This window comes from Streptomyces monticola, assembly GCF_042665355.1.
Lineage (GTDB): Bacteria > Actinomycetota > Actinomycetes > Streptomycetales > Streptomycetaceae > Streptomyces > Streptomyces monticola.
Genome location: NZ_JBHTCF010000035.1, coordinates 34,340 through 53,468 on the forward strand (window position 1 = coordinate 34,340; position 19,129 = coordinate 53,468).

The window sequence follows — 19,129 nt, forward strand, 5'->3', positions numbered from 1 at the left end:
ACCGAGGGTGCCACCGGCGACGAACACGTCACTGGTGGCACCCTCGGCTTCGCTCCGACCGCGGGGCTCTGCGGGGTGCCGTTCAGCGAACGGGCCCCGTCAGCCCCCAGACCTCAGGCCGCGAACATCCTGGCCACCTGCCGCAGCCCGCCCGCGCGGTTGCCCACGCGCTGAGCGAGCGGCCGGACGGCCTTGACCAGGGCGCCTTCCGGCTCCCAACGCACCTGGAAACGACCGGAGTTGTGGCCCTCGGGCTCCACCGTCACCCGGTGGGCGGCCACGCCGCGGTAGCGGACGACCGCCGTCAGGGTGGGGAAGTCCAGAGGGGCGAGGAGGAGACCGGTGTTGCGGCGGCGGTTCTCCTCCAGCTCCAGAACGGGGTGGCGTACGCCCGCGAAGCCGTGCACCGGCAGGGGTGCCGCGGCCAGGTCGAGGCGGACGGTGCCCTCGAAGACACCGGGCCGCACCGGGTCGAGCCGGAACTTCGTGGTGAGGCGGCGGCCCGCGGGGGAGATGTGCACGGCGGCGGTGTGCGGGCCGACCGCGAGCTGCAGCCCCGGGTCATAGGTCCGCACCCGCAGCTCGACCGTGGCGCCCGTCCCCTTGGTGACCTCGGTGATCTCGTGCCGGAACTGCGCGCTCGCGAACGGCCTGGAGTCCAGCGCCTCGTCGGTCAGGTCGAGTTCACGCCGTGAGTCGTCCGAGCCGGGGACATGGTCGCCCCAGTAGACACGGCCGGTCGCCGGGTCGGTGGCCGTCTCGCGCGGGGCCACCCCGTGCCCCATGCCGCGCGCGGCGAGCTGGGCGTCCGCGAGGCGGCCGTCGCGAAGGAGACGGATGACGACGTGTTCGGCGCGCGGCAGCCGGGCGTAGGCGCCGGGGGAGAGCTGAGCGAGATACGGGTTCACCGCGTCGGCGAACTCCCGCAGCCACTCCTCGTCGCGGAACGGCAGGTCGCCCGCGTACATCCGGAAGTCATGCTTGAGGAACTTGTAGTCCTTGTCCTCCTGGATCGCGGTGTGCCCGCTCTCCTTCAGGAAGGAGTCGATCAGGGTCTGTACGTAGATCCGGTCGCGGACATTGCTGATCTTGTGGCGCTGGTTCGAGATCGAGGCCGCGCCCGCGGCCGCGAACGGCTCGATGTACCAGCGGTAGACCGGCTTCGGGATGATCGTGAAGGCCCGCGCCAGACAGTACGCCTGGGCCGAGAAGAGCTGGTCCTCGTAGTGGATGCCCTCGGGGAAGCGCAGGGAGTGCCGGTCGAGGAACTCCTTCTTGTACATCTTGCTCGTCGACAGATGCTCGAAGAGCAGCCCCGGTTCGGCCTCGATGCCCTCGACCGTACGGTGGGTGGCGACCAGGTCCGGCATCCAGGTGGAGCGCTTGCCGGTGTCGACCCGGACCCGCTCGACCTGGCCCATGGTGAAGTCGACCTCGCGCTCCTTGTGCGCGGCGAGCAGCAACTCACAGGCCTGCGGGGGGAGTTCGTCGTCGCTGTCGAGGAACATCAGATACGGGGCGCGGGCGATCTCCATGGCCCGGTTGCGCGGGGCGCTGCAGCCGCCGCTGTTCTGCGGAAGGCGCAGATAGCGCACCTGCTCGTGCCGGGCCGCGAGCTCCCGTGCCACCTCGGGGGTGTGGTCGGTGGAGTGGTCGTCGCTGATGATGATCTCGATATTGCGGTGCGTCTGCGCGAGCAGGGACGCGACCGCGCGCGGCAGGCGCTCGGCGTCATTGAAGACGATCACCGTGACCGTGACATCGGGCGATATCGGGCTGCGCGTGCTGGTGGGCGTGCTCGTGCGCGTACTCATCGGGTGGCGGCCTCTTCCGGGGTGGGTGCGGGCGTCCGGTCCTCGACCGGGGCGATCGGGAGAGCGCGGGCGACTGCCTCCTCGGACTCCCCGAGGAAGACACGGCGTACGACACGCTCGGCGGCGTGCCCGTCGTCGTACTCGCAAAAACGCCTGCGGAAGGCGGCGCGCAGCTTGGCGGCGGACTCGTCGCGCCAGCCGCCGGAGGTGAACAGATCGGTCAACTGCCCCTGGTCGCGGGCGACATGGCCGGGCGGCTCGGCCATCAGGTCGAAGTAGACGCCACGGGTCTTGGCGTACATCTCCCAGTCGTCGGCGTAGACCACGATGGGGCGGTCCAGATTGGCGTAGTCGAACATGATCGACGAGTAGTCCGTCACCAGCGCGTCCGCGGCGAGACAGAGTTCCTCGACCGGGTCGTACGTCGATACGTCGATGACTCGGCCGCTCTTGCGCAGCTGGGCGAGCGGGGAGGCGGAGCCGCCGTAGAAGTAGTGGCCGCGCACCAGGAGCACGGTGTCCTCGCCGAGGTCCTCGCTGAGCCGGGCCAGATCGAGGCGCGGGGTCCAGCCGGCTTCGTAGTCGCGGTGCGTGGGGGCGTACAGGATCGCGGTCTTGCCGGGGGCGATACCGAGGCGCTCGCGGGCGGCGCGGACATCGTCGGCGGTGGCCCGGTAGAAGATGTCGTTGCGCGGGTAGCCGGTGTCGAGCTCGGTGTAGTGCGAGGGGTAGGCGCGCTCCCACATGCGCGTGGAGTGGCTGTTCGCGGAGACGCTGTAGTCCCACTTGTCCACGCGGGCCAGGAGGTTGCGGAAGTTGAGGCCCTTCGCGGCGGCCGGGTACTCGCGCTGGTCGAGGCCCATGCGCTTGAGGGGGGTGCCGTGGTGGGTCTGCAGATGCACCGAACCCGGCCGCTTGATCACGGAGTTGGGGAAGTTGACATTGTTGACCAGGTACTTGGCGCGGGCGAGCACATCCCAGTAGCGGCGGGTGCCGGGCACGATGTGGTCGGTGCCGGGCGGCAGCAGCGGCTCATTGGCCTTCGACACCACCCACACCTGGTGGATCTGCGGGGCGAGCTCGGCGAGCTTCGCGGCGATGGCGGCCGGATTGCAGGCTACTCCGCGGTCCCAGTACGCGGTGAAGACCGCGAGGTTCTCGTCGATGGGCTGCGCGAGCGCCTTGCGGTAGCGGTGGTCGCGGACCTTGGCGCCGACCTTGCGCTTCTTGGCGGCGAGCGTGGAGGTCAGGCCGCGCCGCCTGGCGTTGGCGGCCTGCAGCGCCTTGTAACCGGTGAAGCGGTCGCGCTCCAGGAGGGTGTGGCGCAGCCCGTCGAGGCCGTCCGGCTTGGCGTAGCCCTCGGGCCGGAAGCGGTTGGCGTGCTCGGACGCGCGGTGGAAGTACTCGGGCGCGAGCGCGGCGGGCAGGGCGCCGGGACGGGCGATGATCCGCAGATAGTCGCCGGTCATACGCTCGTAGAGGGCGCCGCGCACCGAGGCGGGCAGCTCTCGCGCGTCGGCGAGCTCCTGCAGCCTCGCGTACTCCTCGAAGAGCGCGAAGTGCTGTTCGGCGGTGGTCGGCGGCAGGCTGGCCCGGCGCAGCCGGCGGTCGTTGAGGGCCACTTTGTCCAGGCAGGCGATGCGGTCGGCCAGGACGAGCGCGGCGTACGCGGTGTAGAGCTGTCCCGCGCTGCCGGCCTCGCCGGGGCGGTCGGCGTCGGTGCCCGCGGTGAGCAGCTCGGCGTGGGCCGCGAAGAATTCGGCGCGCAGGACGCGGTTGCCGAGCAGCGGCGCGAGATCGAGCAGGGCCGGGAAGTCGGCGAGGGCGAAGGGGGTGCGTCCGGGCTGGGCCAGGATCCTGGATTCGCCGCTGGGGCGGGCCGGGTCCCACCAGTAGGAGCGGACGTGGTCGAAGACGAGCACGTCGGGGGCGAGGGCACCGGGGACGGCGGCCAGGTCGTCGAGGCGCTGGGCGATCGACGGGGCGGCGTCCGCGGGCAGGGTGTCCTTGCCCGAGAGGAAGTGCAGATAGTCGCCGCTGGCGGCGTCGGCGGCGGCGCGCCGGGCGGACCCGGGCGTGGCGTCGGCGGGCAGCGGCAGGGGTATGAAGCGGCGATCGCGGGCGGCCCACTCCTCGGCGAGTTCGAGGCAGGCCGGGTCGGCCGTGGCGACGACCACCTCCAGGTCGTCGTACGGCTGGCCGGCCACGCTCTCCAGGCACGCACGCAGGTGCCCCTGGATGTCGCCGCCGGTCACGATCACGCTGAGTTTGGGCATGGGGCAGAAGGTTCCTTATTTAGGGAATTCCGGCCTTCGAGTGTATAAGGTCGCTTTACTTTTCTTTCCGCCGGATGGGGCATATGGGGGGCGGAGCCCGGTTCGGGTGGGGCGGGGCCCGGTTCGGGTGGGGGCGGAGTTCGGGTTCAGGCTTTCTCGGCCCAGCCGGGCTTGAGCTTGTCGCCGAGCCACTGCACGACGCCCGGCACCTCGCGCTGCCAGGTGTTGAAGTTGTGGCCGCCCTCGTCGAGGAACATCCGGGCCATCCGCATCGGCTCCTTGGTCTTCGACAGGAACTTCACGGTGTTGCCGTAGTCGTACTCGCCCTTCTTGCTGCTGGTCACGAGCAGCGACACCGGGGGCTGCGGCTCATGGTCGAGCCGCCACATGAGGTCGTAGGACTGCTCGAGCTTCTTGTCGCCGTGGAAGAGGTCGCCGGTGGTGTCGTCGGTCTTGGGCTTGAAGTACGGCGAGAGTGCGGCGCCCGCGGTGAACGCGTCGGGGTGCTTCATGGGGAGCATCAGGGCGCAGTAGCCGCCGGTCGAGTAGCCCGTGACGGCCCAGTGGGCGGCGCCGGTGCGGACCCGGTACTCGGAGGAGATCGCCTTCGGCAGGTCCTTGGCGAAGAACGACTCGACCTGCGGGCCGCCCGGCACGTTCACGCACTCGGTGTCACGGGGCGGGGTGGCCGCCGAACGGATGAAGACCATGATCGTGGGCGGCATCTTCTTCTGCCGGGCCTTCTCCCGCGCGCTCTCCGCGAAGCCCAGGGTGTTGATCATCCCGTCGACCGTGCCCGGGTAGCCGGTCAGGGCCAGGACCACCGGGAAGTCCCGCTTGGCGTACTCCTTCTGGAAGTACTGGGGCGGCAGGAAGACCTTGGCGTTCGCCGCGATCTTGGTTGTGGCGCCGGTGATCCGGACGGATTCCAGGCGCCCGGCGCTGGCCGCCGCCTGGCCGCCGGGGGCCTTGAGCGGCTCGCTCCCGGTGCGCTGCACGGGCTGCCCGCCGGGGCCGAGTTCCTGCACGACGCCCTCGCCCTTCTCGGTGCCGAACAGGTCGTCCCAGGAGGCGTAGAACTCGAACTTGTCGTTCGCGTAGAGCAGCACCACGGACAGTACGGCGAACTGGGTGAGGACAAGGAGCAGCAGGCGCCCGAGCCAGGCCCGGACGCTCTGCCGGGCGAACCGCGGCCACAGCCACATGGTCAGCACGAAGAGCACGATCGCCGCGACGACGGCGAGCAGGAGAAGCTTCTTGCTGGTCAGGCCCATGCGAAGTTCCTAGTTGCGGCGGGACGGCGGACCCTGATGGGCCCCGACAACTAGAGGCTAAGTGGCATAAACAGGTTGTTCGAGGCGAGCACCCTTTACCGGCTATTTGCCGGTGAACTTCTCGTACGCCTCCAGGACCTGCTCCGTCGGCCCGTCCATCCGCAGTTCGCCGCGCTCCAGCCACAGGACCCGGTCGCAGGTGTCACGGATCGACTTGTTGTTGTGACTGACCAGGAAGACCGTGCCCGCCTGCGCGCGCAGGGCCCGGATCCGGTCCTCCGAGCGCTTCTGGAAGGCGCGGTCGCCGGTGGCGAGCGCCTCGTCGATCAGGAGGACGTCATGGTCCTTGGCGGCGCCGATGGAGAAGCGGAGGCGGGCGCGCATACCGGAGGAGTAGGTGCGCATCGGCAGCGTGACGAAGTCGCCCTTCTCGTTGATCCCCGAGAAGTCCACGATGTCGTCGAAGCGCTCCCTGGTCTGCTCGCGCGACATGCCCATCGCGAGACAGCCGAGCGTCACGTTGCGCTCGCCGGTGAGGTCGTCCATCAGGGCGGCGTTCACGCCCATCAGGGAGGGCTGTCCGTCGGTGTAGATCCGGCCCTGCTCGCAGGGCAGCAGCCCGGCGACCGCGCGCAGCAGCGTGGACTTCCCCGACCCGTTGGTGCCGATCAGGCCGATGGCCTCGCCTTTGTACGCGGTGAAGGAGACGCCCTTGACGGCGTGCACCTCGCGGACGCCGGGGTTCTCGCCGCGGCGCATGATGCGGCTGAGCGCGGCGGTGGCGCTGCCCTTGCCGCTGCTCGCGCCGGTGACGCGGTAGACGATGTGCACGCCGTCGGCGATGACGGTGGGGGTGCGGGACTCGGCGGGTGTCGCCTGCCGCTGGGGTTTGATCAGGGTGTCAGCCACGGCCGTAGGTCTCCTCTGCCTTCCAGAAGTAGATGAACCCGCCGACGCCGGCGAGCAGGGCCCAGCCGAGGGCCCAGGCCCAGACGTGCGGCGGCAGGTGGTTCGCGTGGAAGCTGTCGATCAGGGCGAAGCGCATCAGGTCGAGATAGACGGCGGCCGGATTGCACTCCAGGGCTGCGCGGACGAGGTGGGGAACATCGTGCCCCTTCAGCATCTGGTCGAGGCTGAACATCACCCCCGACGTGTACATCCAGGTGCGCAGGACGAACGGCATCAGCTGGGCGATGTCGGGGACCTTGCTGCCGATCCGCGCCATGATCATGGCGAGGCCGGTGTTGAAGACGAACTGCAGGGCGAGCACGGGCAGGACGAGCAGCCAGGACGCCGAGAGCGGGATGCCGAAGGCGAACAGGATCACCACGAGCGCGGTCATCGAGAACAGCAGCTGCTGCAGCTGCTGCAGACAGAACGCGACCGGCAGCGCGGCCCGCGGGAAGTGCAGGGCCCGCACCAGGCCCAGGTTCCCGGAGATCGCCCGGGTGCCGACGAGCACCGAGCTCTGCGTGAACGTGAACACGAAGACACCCGTGACCAGGAACGGGATGTAGTCCGGCACGCCCCGGCTGGTGCCCATGAGCAGGCCGAAGATGAGGTAGTAGACGGCCGCGTTGAGCAGGGGCGTCATCACCTGCCAGATCTGGCCGAGCTTCGCCTGGCTGTACTGCGAGGTGAGCTTGGCGGTGGCGAACGCGGAGATGAAGTGCCGGCGGGCCCACAACTGCCGGATGTACACCGGCAGGGACGGGCGGGCGTTGCTCACGGAGAGCCCGTGGCGGGCGGCGAGCTCGGCCGGGGTCGGGGCTGGTTGCTGTGCCGCGGCCGGCCGCGGCGGGGCGTCGAGGACCTGACTCACTGCTGACCGGCTCCTTACGTCGGGACGGGCCCGTATCGTCGTCACGTCGAGAGTAGGCCGAGTTCACGTCGGGACGCAACCGTTTCGTCGTCACGCCCTATGCTTGGCCGTATGACTGCGAGCCCCGAACGCCCCCGTCGAAGAGCCCCCGCCGGGGCGGCCGTGCTGCGCGAGGATGTGACCGAGGCCATTCGCGCCGCGGTCTTCGAGGAGCTGGCTGCCGTCGGCTATGCGCGGATGTCCATCGAGGGCGTCGCCCGCCGCGCGGGCGTGGGGAAGACGGCGGTCTACCGCCGCTGGAAGTCCAAGCTGCACCTGGTGCTCGACCTGGTCTCCGCGGTCGCGGTGCAGGGGCTGCCGGCCCCGGACACCGGCTCACTCGAAGGCGATCTGCGGCTGCTCTACGAGGTGACGTCGCGCGCCCTGCGCCACCCCGTGGCGGGCCAGATCATCCCGGATCTGCAGGCGGAGGCGGCCCGGAACCCGGAGATCGCCGAGGCGCTGCAGAAAGCTTTGCGCGAGGGCCAGCACGGAGTGGCGAGCGGCATCGTGCAGGCGGCCGTGGCGCGGGGCGAACTGCGCGAGGGCATCGACGAGGGACTCGCCCTCGATCTGATCTCGGGGCCGCTGTACTGGCGGTCCGTGGTGGTGCGGACCTCTTTGCCGAAGGGCTATCTGGGGGCGCTGGCGGGGGCCACGGCGGCGGGGCTCCGGGGGTTGTAGGGGCGTGTAGGGGGTCGTAGGGGGCTGTAAGCGGCTCGGCGGTGGCCGCCGGGCATGCGAAACGGGGGCGCCCACGGAATGGGGCACCCCCGTCGCGAGGTGAGGTGTGGTGGTCCGGGACGGCTAGGACCGGGCCGCCTCCGGGTGCAGGCGCACCCAGCCCGCCCAGGCCGATGTGACCATGTCGCGTACGTCGTGCCGGGCCTTCCAGCCGAGCTCGGCGGAGATCCGGTCCGCCGCGGCCACGACCCGGGCCGGGTCGCCGGGACGGCGCGGGTCGACCTGCGGGGCGATTCCGTAACCCGTGATCTCGTTGATCAGGTCGATCATCTCGCGGACCGAAACGCCTTCGCCGCGGCCGATGTTGAGCGTCAGGTCCTTGCCGGGCGACTGGGCGAGCTTCCTGGCCGCCACCACGTGCGCGTCCGCGAGGTCGGACACGTGGATGTAGTCACGTACGCAGGTGCCGTCCGGTGTCGCGTAGTCGTCGCCGAAGATACGCGGGGGCTCGCCGGCCGTGAGGCGCTCGAAGACCATCGGCACGATGTTGAAGACGCCGGTGTCGGCGAGCTCGGGGGCGGCCGCACCCGCCACGTTGAAGTACCGCAGCGAGGCCGTCGCCAGGCCGTGGGTGTGGCCCACGGCGCGGACCAGCCACTCGCCGGCCAGCTTCGTCTCGCCGTAGGGATTCATCGGCGCGCACGGGGTGTCCTCGGTGACCAGGTCCACGTCCGGCATGCCGTACACCGCGGCCGACGACGAGAAGACGAAGCTGCCCACGCCGCCCTCGACGACGGCTTCGAGGAGGGTGCGCAGACCCTCCATGTTCTCGTGGTAGTAGCGCAGGGGCTGCTCGACGGACTCGCCGACCTGCTTCTTCGCCGCCAGGTGCACGACGCCGGTGACGCCGTGCTCCGCGATGGCGCGGTCGAGGGCCGCCCGGTCGAGGGTGGAGCCCTCCACCAGCGGCACGCCCTCGGGGACGCGCGCGGCGATGCCGGTGGACAGGTCGTCGTACACGACCGCCTGCTCGCCGGCCTCCGTCATGGAGCGGACGACGTGCGCCCCGATGTAGCCGGCTCCGCCGGTGATCAGCCAGGTCATGGTCACCCTGTTTCCGATGTGATGTGTGTGCTGGGTAGTGGTGGACGGCGTCGGGTCGGTAACGCGCGGCGGCGGACCCGAGTTCCTCAGCCTCGGCCGAGCAGGCGTACCGCCTTGCGCCGCAGCATCCCGCCCGCGCTGCGCGCCCCCACGGAGAGCCGCATGGCGAGATTGCCCGAGGTGGTGACGTAGGGCCGCACGAGCAGGACGCCCTTGCGGGGGTGCGGGCGCGCGGCGGCGCGCAGGAGTCCGGGGCCGCTGGTGGCGCGCGCCGTGGTGTCCCGCGCGGTGCCGTCGGCGAAGCGCACCCGGATCTTGATGTCCCATACGCCGGTCTCGAGCGCGGCGAGGTCGAGCAGCACCTCGGTGGTCCAGGTGCGCGCCTCGTCCCCCTGCGCGGAGCCGGAGGCCTGCTCGGAGCCGGAGCCGGCGCGTGCGTCCGAGCCGGATTCCGGTGACCACGCCGCCGTACGCCGCATGCCGCAGCGTCCGCTGTCGCGGTCCCGGAGTTCGATGTCGACGGAGGCCGGCCCGGCGGCGGTCATCCGTCCGTAGAGGTCGTGCAGGCGAAGGCGCAGGGCGGAGGCACGCGCGCGTGGCCGCAGTTCCGCGTCGACCGAGATCGGCAGGAGCCGCATCGGGCGGTGCAGGAGATGCTCCAACGTCACCTGGGGCAGCTGCTCCGACCAGATCGGGGTGCCGTCCGACGCTCGCGCGTAGGGCGGGGCGAGCCGGGCAGGGCGGGCCGCGACCTGCTGCAGGCGTGGCAGGTCGACGGGGTCGGGCGAGGCCAGGATGACGCGGCCGATGACCCGGCCGGGCGCGGGGGCGAGCTCGAAGTCGGCCTCCCCGAATGTCTGCAGGTACGCGCGCGTGCGGTCCCACCACTCACGCCGGTACTCGGGGCCGCGCTGGTCGAGCTCCTTGGTGTACATCCGCAGGCCGTGCTCGAGGAACTTGGCCCGGGCCGCGCGGGCCAGCTTCTTCTCGCCCGCGTCGAGCAGGATGTCGACGACCTGGCGATGGGCGTCCATACGGGCCTGCCAGTTCTCGATGCCGGCCCGGTCCAGGGAGATGGACAGCTTGGCGGCGGAGCGGCGGACATGCCAGATGTAGACCGTGTTGGAGATCAGCGCGATCCGCGGCGAGGCGGCGAGCACGCGCGCGGTGAAGACGAAGTCCTCGTAGATGAACCGGCCGTCGGGGAACCGGATGCCGTGCTCGCGCAGGAAGCCGGTGCGGTAGAGCTTGTTGACGCAGAGCGTGTCGTGGACGAGCCGGGGCCGCTTCTCGGGGCGCGCGATGATCGCGGGGGAGTCGAAGAGCTCCGGCTGCCACGGCACCTCGCGCCCGGACGGCAGCTCACGGCGTACGCACAGGCCGGCCGCGACCTCGGTGCCGTGGTCGGTGGCGGCGGTGAGCAGCGCGTCGACCGCGCCCGGCGGCAGCACGTCGTCGCTGTCCAGGAACATCACGTACTCGGAGGTGCAGGCGTCCACGCCGTCGTTGCGCGGGCTGCCGCAGCCGCCGCTGTTGGTGGTCCGCAGGACCGTCTTCAGGCGCGGCTCGGCTGCGGCGAGGCGGCCGAGCAGCTCGGGGCTGCCGTCCGACGAGCAGTCGTCGACGGCGATGACTTCGCGGACGGCGGGGCCCTGGGCGAGTGCTGAGCGCACCGCGTCCGCCACGTGGGCGGCGTCGTTGTACCCGATGACGACGACGCAGACCTGGGGCTGCTGAGGCGGGACGCTTTCCATGGATCGGAATTTTAGCCGTTAGCGCCAATTGTCCGACTAAAGGGTTGTTCAAGGGTTGGAGTCGCGCCAAAGGCCCCGCCAGGACAGCGCCACCGCGCCGATCAGCAGGCCGTTGCGGACCACGAGCACGAGGCAGCCGGTCCAGGTGCCGGCGATGACATCGGCGTAGAGCACGGGATACGCGAGTGTGCTGACCCCTGCCGCCACACCGATCAAGAGGGCCGCCGGCCCCTGTGAGGTTGCCCGCGAGGTCAGACAGACTGCCGCGAGTCCGAGAAGCCAGATCAGATACTGCGGGCTGATCACCCGGCTCGTGACGGTGAAGAGCAGTACCGCGCACAGGGCCGCGTCGCAGGGCGTGGCCGCGGTCCAGCGCCGGGCCCGCAGCCGCCACACCAGGAGCGCGGCGAAGGCCAGGGCCGTGGCGAGCAGGGAGGCGCGGGCCACGACGCCGACGTACGGACCGACGTACTCCATCGCCCCGAACTGGTAGCGCACCTCGCCCGGCAGGCCCGCGCGGTGCGCCAGGGCGAGCAGCGTGCCGCCGAGCGACTCGATCTGCACTCCGCGGCCGCCCTGCTGGCGCAGGAAGGAGAAGGGGTGCGCGAAGAGGGCGGCCAGGGCGAGCAGGAGCGCGGCCGCGGTGCAGAGTGCCGCCGTCCAGGCCTCGCGGGTGGTGCGCCCCCGTGGCGTGCCGAGCAGGGTGAGCACGGGCCAGACCTTCACCAGGGCGCCGAGTGCGGCGAGCGCACCCGCTGCATACGTGCGCCACGCGCGCGTGCGGCGGGACGTCGCCCGCGGGGGAGCAGGCGGGGGCGACGTCGCCCGCGCGGCGGTGCGCAGGGGTGACGGTGCCCGCGCGGGAGCGGGCAGGGACGACGGTGCGGGCAGCGCCAGCAGGGACAGCACCGCGAGTGCCGTCACGTGCAGGTCGTACCGGGCCAGCGGGATGTGCAGAAGCAGCGGCAGGCCGCCGACCCAGAGCGCGGCGCCGCGCAGGCTGCGTCCGGCCCGGCCGCCGGCCCGGACGAGCGCCACGGCGATCACCGCGTCCGTGAGCAGCGCGAGGGCGACGAAGGCCTGGAAGTAGCTGAGCCACGGCAGCAGTGCGGGGGAGAGGAGGACCGGGCCCGCCGCCGGCGGGTACTGCCACAGCGGATCGCCGAGCGGCAGGCCGCCCTGGGACAGGACGCCGTACCAGCGGAAGTAGAGCTCGTGCACCTCGCGCGCGATGCCTCCGACGCCGAGCGGGAAGCGCCCGTCGAGGGCGAGCAGGAGCACGGTCAGGGCGCGTGTCGCCAGCCATGCCGCGGCGAAGGCGAGCCGGGCCGCGGCGGCGTCCGGGCGGCGCAGGTCGTGGGGGCCGGGGGAGCCGGGGGAGCCGAGCGGCTCGGGGAGCGGTGTGGCATGCGGGGCCGTGGTCGTCATCGACGGGAAGCCTAGGCCGCAAACCACCTGAAATGCCGTCAATACTCAAGATTCTTGGGTTAATCGTACAAAGTGGACTCCATGCAGGTCACGACTCTTCGTGCGGCCCTCGCGGCCGGACCAGCCGCTCCGGCACTGCCGAACCGGCCGGTCCGCGCCGCCTGGACGGCACTCACCGCCAGGCCGGCCGCGACGGCCGTGCTCGTTCCCGCGTCCGCGATGCTGCTCCTCGGTCTGTGGGGCCTGGACCGCGACTCCATGTGGCGCGACGAAGGGGTCACCCACCAGGTGGCCACGCGCTCGCTCCCGGAGATCCTGCGGCTGCTCGGCAGCGTCGACGCCGTCCACGGTCTCTACTACGTCCTGATGCACGCCGTGCTCTCCGTGCACCCCGGCGAAGTCGCGCTCCGGCTGCCCTCGGTGCTCGCCGCCACCGCCGCCGCGGGCCTCGTCGCCGCGCTCGGCGTGCGGCTCGCGCGCCCACGGGTCGGCCTGTGGGCGGGACTCCTCTACGCGGCCACACCCGTCACCGGCTACTACGCGCAGGAAGGCCGCTCCTACGCCCTCGTCGCCGCCGGAGCCACCGGCGCGACGCTGCTCCTGGTGCGGGCCGTGCGGCACGCGCGCGTGCAGGACTGGTGCCTGTACGGCGCGACGGTCACCTGCACCGTGCTGCTGCATGAACTCGCCGTGCTGCTCGTGGTCGCGCACGCGGCGACGCTGCTCCTGTCGTGGCGGCGGATCGACCGGCGCGCCTGGCGCGGCTGGGCTGTCGCCGTCTGCGCCGCGCTCACGGCTCTCGTCCCGCTCGTCCGCCTCTCCATGGGGCAGAGCGGGCAGGTGGCGTGGCTGGAGACGCCGGGCGCCGGGCGGGCCGAGGCGCTCCTCAAGGCCTTCGCCGGACCGACCGAACTCGTCCTCACCGCAGCCCTGTTGCTCGCCTGTGTCGCGCTCAACTCGCCCTTGGAGCGCACCGGACGCCTCTCCCTCAACGCGGTCGCGCTGCCGCTCGCGGTGCTGCCACCGGCCGTGCTGTTCACCGTCTCGCAGAACACCCCGCTCTATGCGGACCGTTATGTGTTCTTCGCGCTCGCGGGGGCGCCGCTGCTCGCCGCGGCCGGTGCGGAGCGGATCGCGGGGACCGTGCACCGGATGCGCTCGCGTCCCCGCCGGCGTGCCGTCGGTGCGCTGTTCGGGGCCGCCGTCGTCGCTGTCGCCTTCTGCTGGCAGCTGCCGCTGCACCGGTCCGACCGGACCACGGCACAGCGCCCCGACGACCCGGCGGCGGTGGCCGGGCTCGTCGACCGTGAACTCGGCCACGGGGACCCGGTGTTGTTCCTGCCGTCCATCGGCCGGCGTACGGCGCTCGCCTACCCCGAGGAGTTCCGCGGTGTGAAGGACGTGGCCCTGGCCCGGACGGGCGCCGCCTCCGGGACGCTGTACGGCGAGGAGGTCGGCGCCGGTGAGCTGCGGCGGCGGCTCGCGGGCCTCGACCACGTGTGGCTCCTGGCCGAGCCGTACGCCGTGCGGGACGCGTGGAATCCGGCGACCGCGGCGGAGCGGACCAAGTTCACGGTGGTGAGCGAGGAGTTCCTGCTGCGGGACGAATTCCCCACCCGCAGCGGGGTGCTGCGGCACTACGTCCGGCGACCGCAGGACCAGCCGGTGGGGTGGCCGCAGCCGGGGAAGTGAGGGTCTCAGGCGGGGAAGCAGGACCTCAGGTGCGGAAGTGAGGGTCTCAGGCGCGGAAGTGAGGGTCTCAGGGGGGGCAGGACCTCAGGCCGGAAGCAGAGCCTCAGGCGGGGAAGTGGCGGCAGGTCACGCGGCCCGCCGGCCGGGACCCACCCGGGCCAGCGCCTCGCCGGTCCGCGGCCCCCAGGCCACCACCACGGCCTCCTGCGGCGCCTTCTGGCTCGGGTCGAGGAGCAGCCAGCGCACGTGGTAGCGGGCGACGATCGCGGCGCGCTCCGCGCGCGTGGAGCCGGGGTCGAGATACGCCGCCACATCACGCTGGCGGCGGGCCCGTTCGGGCTCGGGCAGGGAGGCGTCCGGCCAGGCGGGGGCGACCAGGTTGGGGCCGTAGCCGGGCAGGGAACGGGACGGGCGGTAGCCGTCGGTGAGGACGACCTCGCCGGGACCGATGCGGCGCGCCGCCCAGTCGTACTCGGCCCAGCGCGGCGGCTGGTCGAGGCCCACCGGATCCACCGACCTGGGCACGACGGCGCCGCCCTGCACCAGGAAGCCGAGCGCCGCCGCGGCCGCCGTCGCCTGGGCGAGGAAGCGCCGCCCCGCCGGCCAGGGCCGGGCCTGCGCCAGCTCGACGGCGAGGGCGAACTGCAGGGGCACCAGGGTGAGTCCGAGGATGCGGCCGTAGGTGTAGTGGCCGCTCAGCCAGCCGTACGCGATGACCGCGACCTCCGTCACGAACATCAGTACCAGCGGGTCGCGGCGGTCGCGAAGGCCGCGCAGCCACAGGGCGGGCAGGCCGATGAGGGCCAGCCAGAAGCGGGCGTCCATCTCGGTGTAGAGCTGCTTGTGGATCCAGTCGACGCTCTGGTCGCCGACGAGGGAGAAGACGCTGTAGTACGGCCAGGCCGTGGCGACCAGGACGGCGACGACGGCGACGAGCGCCCAACGCCCCACCACGCGCGCGTGCCAGTCCCGCTGCCATCCCGCGACGAACGCCGCCACCCCGATCATGGCCGCCACGGCCGAGATCGGGTGCACGAGCAGGACCACGCCAGAGAGGATGCCGAGCCCCGCGTACGCCGCGAGAGGGCCACCGGAGCGGGCCAGGCGGGCCGTCGACGCCCAGATCCAGAAGGCGAGTCCGATGCCGAAGGTGCTGGGGAAGGACAGATGCCCCGTCATCGACATCAGGCCCAGATAGCCGCTCCACCAGGCCATCTTGGTGCCCCACAGGAGCACCATGAAGGCGAGGGCCAGGACGGGTGCCCAGGGGCGCGGGGAGAGCGTCCTGACCACCCGGCCGAGGCCCGTGAGCAGGAGCAGCAGATTCAGCGGGCCCGTCAGCTTGACCACCTGCCAGCCCGCGAGGCCGGTGAGCTGGGCCACCAGGCCCTGCGCGACCGCGTAGGGCGAGTAGTACGCGCTGCCCGCGCCCGGCAGGTCGGCCATCGGGTGGGCGGGGTTCAGGAGGTCGGCCTTGAGGCGTTCCACCACCGCCGCGTGCTGGCCGAAGTCGCAGCAGATCGGCACCCGCCAGGCGGCCGCCGACATCAGCACCCAGAAGAGGGTGCCGAACACGAGGTAGGGGCTGGGACGCAGGGAGCGGCGGCCGCCCATGACGGCGGTCGCGCCCCGCACCACGCGCGTGTGCTTACGGGTCGGGGTGGCCGTGGTCATCGCATGAGCCTGTCCGCCACCCGGGCGGATGCCCGTCCGTCGTCCAGGTCGCAGTAGGCCTGCCGGAAGGTCGCGTAGGCGTCGGCGTGCCGGGCGGCCACACCGTCCAGGTCGTGCAGGGCGGCGGCGATCCCCGCGGTGGTCCCGAGGAGCGGCCCCGGGGCACGGGACTCGAAGTCCAGGTAGAAGCCGCGCACCGTGTCGCGGTAGTGCTCCAGGTCGGGCGTGTGGAAGAGCATCGGGCGCCCGGTGTGCGCGAAGTCGAACATCAGGGCCGAGTAGTCGGTCACCAGCACGTCCGCGATCAGGAGCAGCTCGGCGATCTGCGGGTGGGCGCCGACATCGCGGACGAAGGGGGCTCTCGCGCCCGTCAGACGGCCCGAGGCCAGGGGATGTCTGCGCACCAGGAGGACGTGGTCGGCGCCGAGTGAGTGCTCGAGGTCACCGAAGTCCAGGGCCTGTTCGTAGCGGAAGCGGCCACGGGAGAGCGCGAGATGGTCGCGGAAGGTCGGCGCGTAGAGGACCACGCGCTTGCCGTCCTCGATGCCGAGCTCCGTGCGCACCCGGTCCGCGACCTTGCTGCGGTCGTCGGCGAACAGGAGGTCGTTGCGGGGCGAGCCGGCCTGCAGGATCTCGCCGTCGTAGGCGAGCGCGCGGGTCATGTGGGGGATGGCGTAGCGGTTCGGGGTGACCAGGACGCTCCACTGGGCCGACAGGCGCGGCAGCGCGTCGAGATGGCCGTGGTCGGCGTACAGGGTGTCCGTGAGGTCGGTGCCGATGCGCTTGAGCGGGGAGCCGTGCCAGGTCTGTACGACGGTCTGGCCCTCGCGCCGCTCGAACCAGTCCGGCAGGTGGCCCGCGGTGACGATGCGGCGGCAGCGGGCCAGCGCCTCGTACCAGGCGGCGCTGTGCAGTTCGACGCCGGTCGCTGCCGTCGGTACCCGGGTCTGCTGGTCGTGGGTGACCCACAGGTGCTCGGTCTCGGTGCCGCGGCGCACCAGTTCCTCGTGCACCGCGCGCGGGGAGTCGCCGTCGAAGTACAGGACGGCTTCCTTCAGGGGGAGCGCGCGCTGCTCGGGGTAGTGCGCGGTGCGCAGCCGCTCGCGGCGGTAGGCGCCGCGCTCCTCGGGTGCGAGTACCGGGCCCGAGTCGATGAGGAGCCGGTCGCCGAAGCGGCGGTCGGCGGCGTACTCACGGCCTTCGAGGCTCTGCTTCAGGGGCAGTTCGGCGCAGAGTGAGGTGAGAAGCCGCACCGGCATGCCGTCGCGCGCGTGCACCTCGCCGATGCCGACGCCCGGCTCGGTCTCGCGCAGGAACGCGTACCAGCGGCCCTCGCGCAGCGGGAGCCCGTCGGCGGCGGCGGCCGGGGCGAGGACGGCACGGAAGCGCCCACCGGCGCCGTCACCGTCGCAACAGGCGCCATCACCGTCGCCGGACCGCTCCACCGGCACTGCGACCTCCTCACCGCGCGCGCTGTGCCGCAGTACGAGTTCGGCCGCGCCCCAACTCGCCCCCGCGAGCGAGCCCTCGACGGCCAGGGTGCCGTCGTCGAGCCAGCGCACGGTGTCGGCGACGGGCTGCCGGGTCAGCTCGACGACCAGCTGCCCGGTGTCGTTGGCGGTGGTGCACAGCTCGCGTCCCGCGCCTGTGGCGTACCGCCCCGGCGCCAGGTCGGTGACGGCGGCGACGGACTTCAGGGAGCCGTCGGGCAGGACCAGGTTGGCCTGCCAGCGGTCGCCGTGCAGCGGCTCGACCTCGCGCGGTGCCAGGTGCGGGGCCGGAGGCACGGCTTCGAGGTCGGGCAGCGGCACACGCGCGGTGAAGGCGGTGCCGTCGACGGTGACCGGGCAGGTGACCTCGGCGTCCGAGTGCTTGTGCTTCAGATGCAGCCCGGTGGGGTGCTGACCGGCGGCGCGCAGACCGCCGTAGAGCCGGCCGCTGAGCAGTACGTCGTCCCCTTCGCGCGCGTGCCGCTCGACGCGGGCCGCGTACTCCTGGACCTTGAGCACGAGACGGCCCTTGCTGAAGGCCAGCACGAGGCGCATGCCGTCGTCGAGTTCACGCACCACGCACTGTGCGGCGGAGCCGTCGAGGGAGCGTACGGCGGCCCTGCGCACCTGCCCGTGACCGCCGACGACCACGCCGAGCAGCCAGTTCCCGGGACGCCAGCGGCCGCGGATCTTGAGCTTGCGCGGATCGATGGTCATCTCGAAGCCGGACAGGTCGTAACTGTGCAGCTGCTGCCGGGAGTTCTCGGTGGCCTGCGGGGCGGTGACGGTCCTGGTCGGGATCGTGCGCAGCTGCCCCTTGTGCTGCACGGACTTGAGGAGCCCGGCCTTGACGGCCTGCCCCGGACGGGCGGCCTCCAGGTTGCGTACATACGCGTATCCGCCGATCCGCAGCCGCCCCTCGGCGTCCCAGGACGTCTCAAGGACCCGCGCCACGACGGGCAGTTCACGCCGCTTGAGGCGGGCCAGGCGCCGCTCGACCTCAAGGGGGCCGCCCGACGCGGTGGGGTGGACGGCGGTGCGGCGCAGGTGGCCGCGGACGTGGAAGGCGGTGCCGCTGTGCTGCTCGAAGTCGAGCAGCTCGATGAGGTCGCCGAGTCGCTGTTCGCGCACCAGCTGCCACTTGACGCGCAGTTCGACCGGGAGGGCCTCGACCACGGACGGCTCGGCCTCGGCGAGGAAGGCGGCGGTGCCTTCGAGGAAGGCGGCGCGGTACTCGGGCCCGCCCATCGGCAGGCCTTCCAGGAAGTACACGAAGTCATCGCGCAGGCATGAGACGTCGTACGTCTTCTTGTGTGCCGGAAAGCGCTCCCCCAGGAAGCGGCTCACGCCCTGGCAGGCGGCGATCCGGTCGGTGACGCCTTTGACGTCGGTGCGGCGCCGGGTGATCGAGCCCTCGCGCACGCGCCAGTAGTAGACGTGGTCGCGCAGTACGTCCACCGAGGTGGCCAGGAAGTGCGCCGGGATCATCACCGGGGTGTCCTCGTAGAGCTTGCCCTCGGGGAAGGTGAAGTCGTGGCGCAGCCAGAACTCCTTGCGGAAGACCTTGTTCCAGGCGACCCGGTCGGAGAGCAGGTTCTGGTCGCGGGTGATGTGGGTGCGCTGCTTGGCGGTGGTGAGCCACTTGTACTGCCAGGCCTGCTGGCGGCCGCGCTCGTTGAGCCGCCACACGTTGCCGGTCGCGAAGTCGGAGCCGGTCGCGTCCAGGCTCGCGATCATGCGCTCGTACGCGTTGTGCGGCACGATGTCGTCGCTGTCGACGAAGGTCAGATACTCGGCGTCCGGCGAGGTGTGGCGCACGCCGGTGTTGCGGGCGGCGCTCAGGCCGGCGTTCTCCTGGCGGACGTACCGGAAGCGCGGGTCGCTGTCCGTGAAGGCGCGGGCGATACGGGCGCTGCCGTCGGTGGAGCCGTCGTCGACGAGCACGACCTCGATGCCGTGCTCGCGCGCCAGGGTCTGCCCGGCGAGAGAGCGCAGGCAGTCCTCCAGATAGTCCTCGACGTTGTAAATGGGCACGACGACGCTGAGGCGTGGCTGCGCTGATCGCACGATGAGGGGCC

At 71.8% G+C, this 19,129-nt stretch carries 12 protein-coding genes; 2 read left to right on the forward strand and 10 right to left on the reverse strand.

Translation table 11 applies throughout. From position 1 onward, the window contains the following. Positions 1-113: 113 nt before the first annotated feature. The 5 genes from ACFQVC_RS40600 to ACFQVC_RS40620 form a co-directional block, all read right to left on the reverse strand. Positions 114-1,814: a glycosyltransferase family 2 protein gene (locus ACFQVC_RS40600; RefSeq protein WP_381841146.1), complete on the reverse strand. Its 1,701-nt coding sequence runs from the start codon at positions 1,812-1,814 to the stop codon at positions 114-116. Continuing rightward, on the reverse strand, positions 1,811-4,090 hold the full coding sequence (locus ACFQVC_RS40605) for a bifunctional glycosyltransferase/CDP-glycerol:glycerophosphate glycerophosphotransferase (RefSeq protein WP_381841149.1): 2,280 nt from the start codon (positions 4,088-4,090) through the stop codon (positions 1,811-1,813). The genes ACFQVC_RS40600 and ACFQVC_RS40605 overlap by 4 nt, the downstream gene beginning before the upstream one ends. Before the next feature lie 146 nt (positions 4,091-4,236). Further along, a complete protein-coding gene (locus ACFQVC_RS40610; protein ID WP_381841152.1) occupies positions 4,237-5,364 on the reverse strand; it encodes an alpha/beta hydrolase in 1,128 nt (375 codons plus the stop codon). 102 nt (positions 5,365-5,466) lie between these two features. Continuing rightward, positions 5,467-6,258: an ABC transporter ATP-binding protein gene (locus tag ACFQVC_RS40615; protein WP_381841199.1), complete on the reverse strand. Its 792-nt coding sequence runs from the start codon at positions 6,256-6,258 to the stop codon at positions 5,467-5,469. 7 nt (positions 6,259-6,265) lie between these two features. Further along, a complete protein-coding gene (locus ACFQVC_RS40620; RefSeq protein WP_381841155.1) occupies positions 6,266-7,186 on the reverse strand; it encodes an ABC transporter permease in 921 nt (306 codons plus the stop codon). Between the two features lie 99 nt (positions 7,187-7,285). Between ACFQVC_RS40620 and ACFQVC_RS40625 the strand changes: the two genes are divergently transcribed. Further along, positions 7,286-7,909 carry a TetR/AcrR family transcriptional regulator gene (locus ACFQVC_RS40625; RefSeq protein WP_381841158.1) on the forward strand — a complete coding sequence of 208 codons (624 nt, stop codon included), beginning with the start codon at positions 7,286-7,288 and terminating at the stop codon, positions 7,907-7,909. A gap of 123 nt (positions 7,910-8,032) precedes the next feature. Here ACFQVC_RS40625 and galE read toward each other — a convergent pair whose 3' ends face one another. From galE to ACFQVC_RS40640, 3 genes are all read right to left on the reverse strand, one after another. Further along, positions 8,033-9,013 carry a UDP-glucose 4-epimerase GalE gene (galE, locus tag ACFQVC_RS40630; protein ID WP_381841161.1) on the reverse strand — a complete coding sequence of 327 codons (981 nt, stop codon included), beginning with the start codon at positions 9,011-9,013 and terminating at the stop codon, positions 8,033-8,035. A gap of 86 nt (positions 9,014-9,099) precedes the next feature. Further along, positions 9,100-10,767, reverse strand: coding sequence for a glycosyltransferase family 2 protein (locus ACFQVC_RS40635; RefSeq protein ID WP_381841164.1), 1,668 nt, complete (start codon positions 10,765-10,767; stop codon positions 9,100-9,102). Between the two features lie 48 nt (positions 10,768-10,815). Then, positions 10,816-12,195 (reverse strand): hypothetical protein, encoded by a 1,380-nt coding sequence (locus ACFQVC_RS40640; protein WP_381841167.1) that lies wholly within the window; start codon positions 12,193-12,195, stop codon positions 10,816-10,818. Between the two features lie 81 nt (positions 12,196-12,276). Between ACFQVC_RS40640 and ACFQVC_RS40645 the strand changes: the two genes are divergently transcribed. After that, positions 12,277-13,887 (forward strand): glycosyltransferase family 39 protein, encoded by a 1,611-nt coding sequence (locus ACFQVC_RS40645; RefSeq protein WP_381841170.1) that lies wholly within the window; start codon positions 12,277-12,279, stop codon positions 13,885-13,887. A gap of 126 nt (positions 13,888-14,013) precedes the next feature. Here the strand turns inward: ACFQVC_RS40645 and ACFQVC_RS40650 are convergent, their stop codons facing one another. Continuing rightward, complete coding sequence (locus tag ACFQVC_RS40650) at positions 14,014-15,561, reverse strand: hypothetical protein (RefSeq protein WP_381841173.1); 1,548 nt, start codon at positions 15,559-15,561, stop codon at positions 14,014-14,016. Then, the gene (locus ACFQVC_RS40655; RefSeq protein WP_381841176.1) at positions 15,558-19,118 is read right to left on the reverse strand and encodes a bifunctional glycosyltransferase/CDP-glycerol:glycerophosphate glycerophosphotransferase; all 3,561 of its coding nucleotides are present in this window, start codon (positions 19,116-19,118) and stop codon (positions 15,558-15,560) included. Before ACFQVC_RS40655 ends, ACFQVC_RS40650 begins: the two co-directional genes overlap by 4 nt. Between the last annotated feature and the right edge of the window lie 11 nt (positions 19,119-19,129).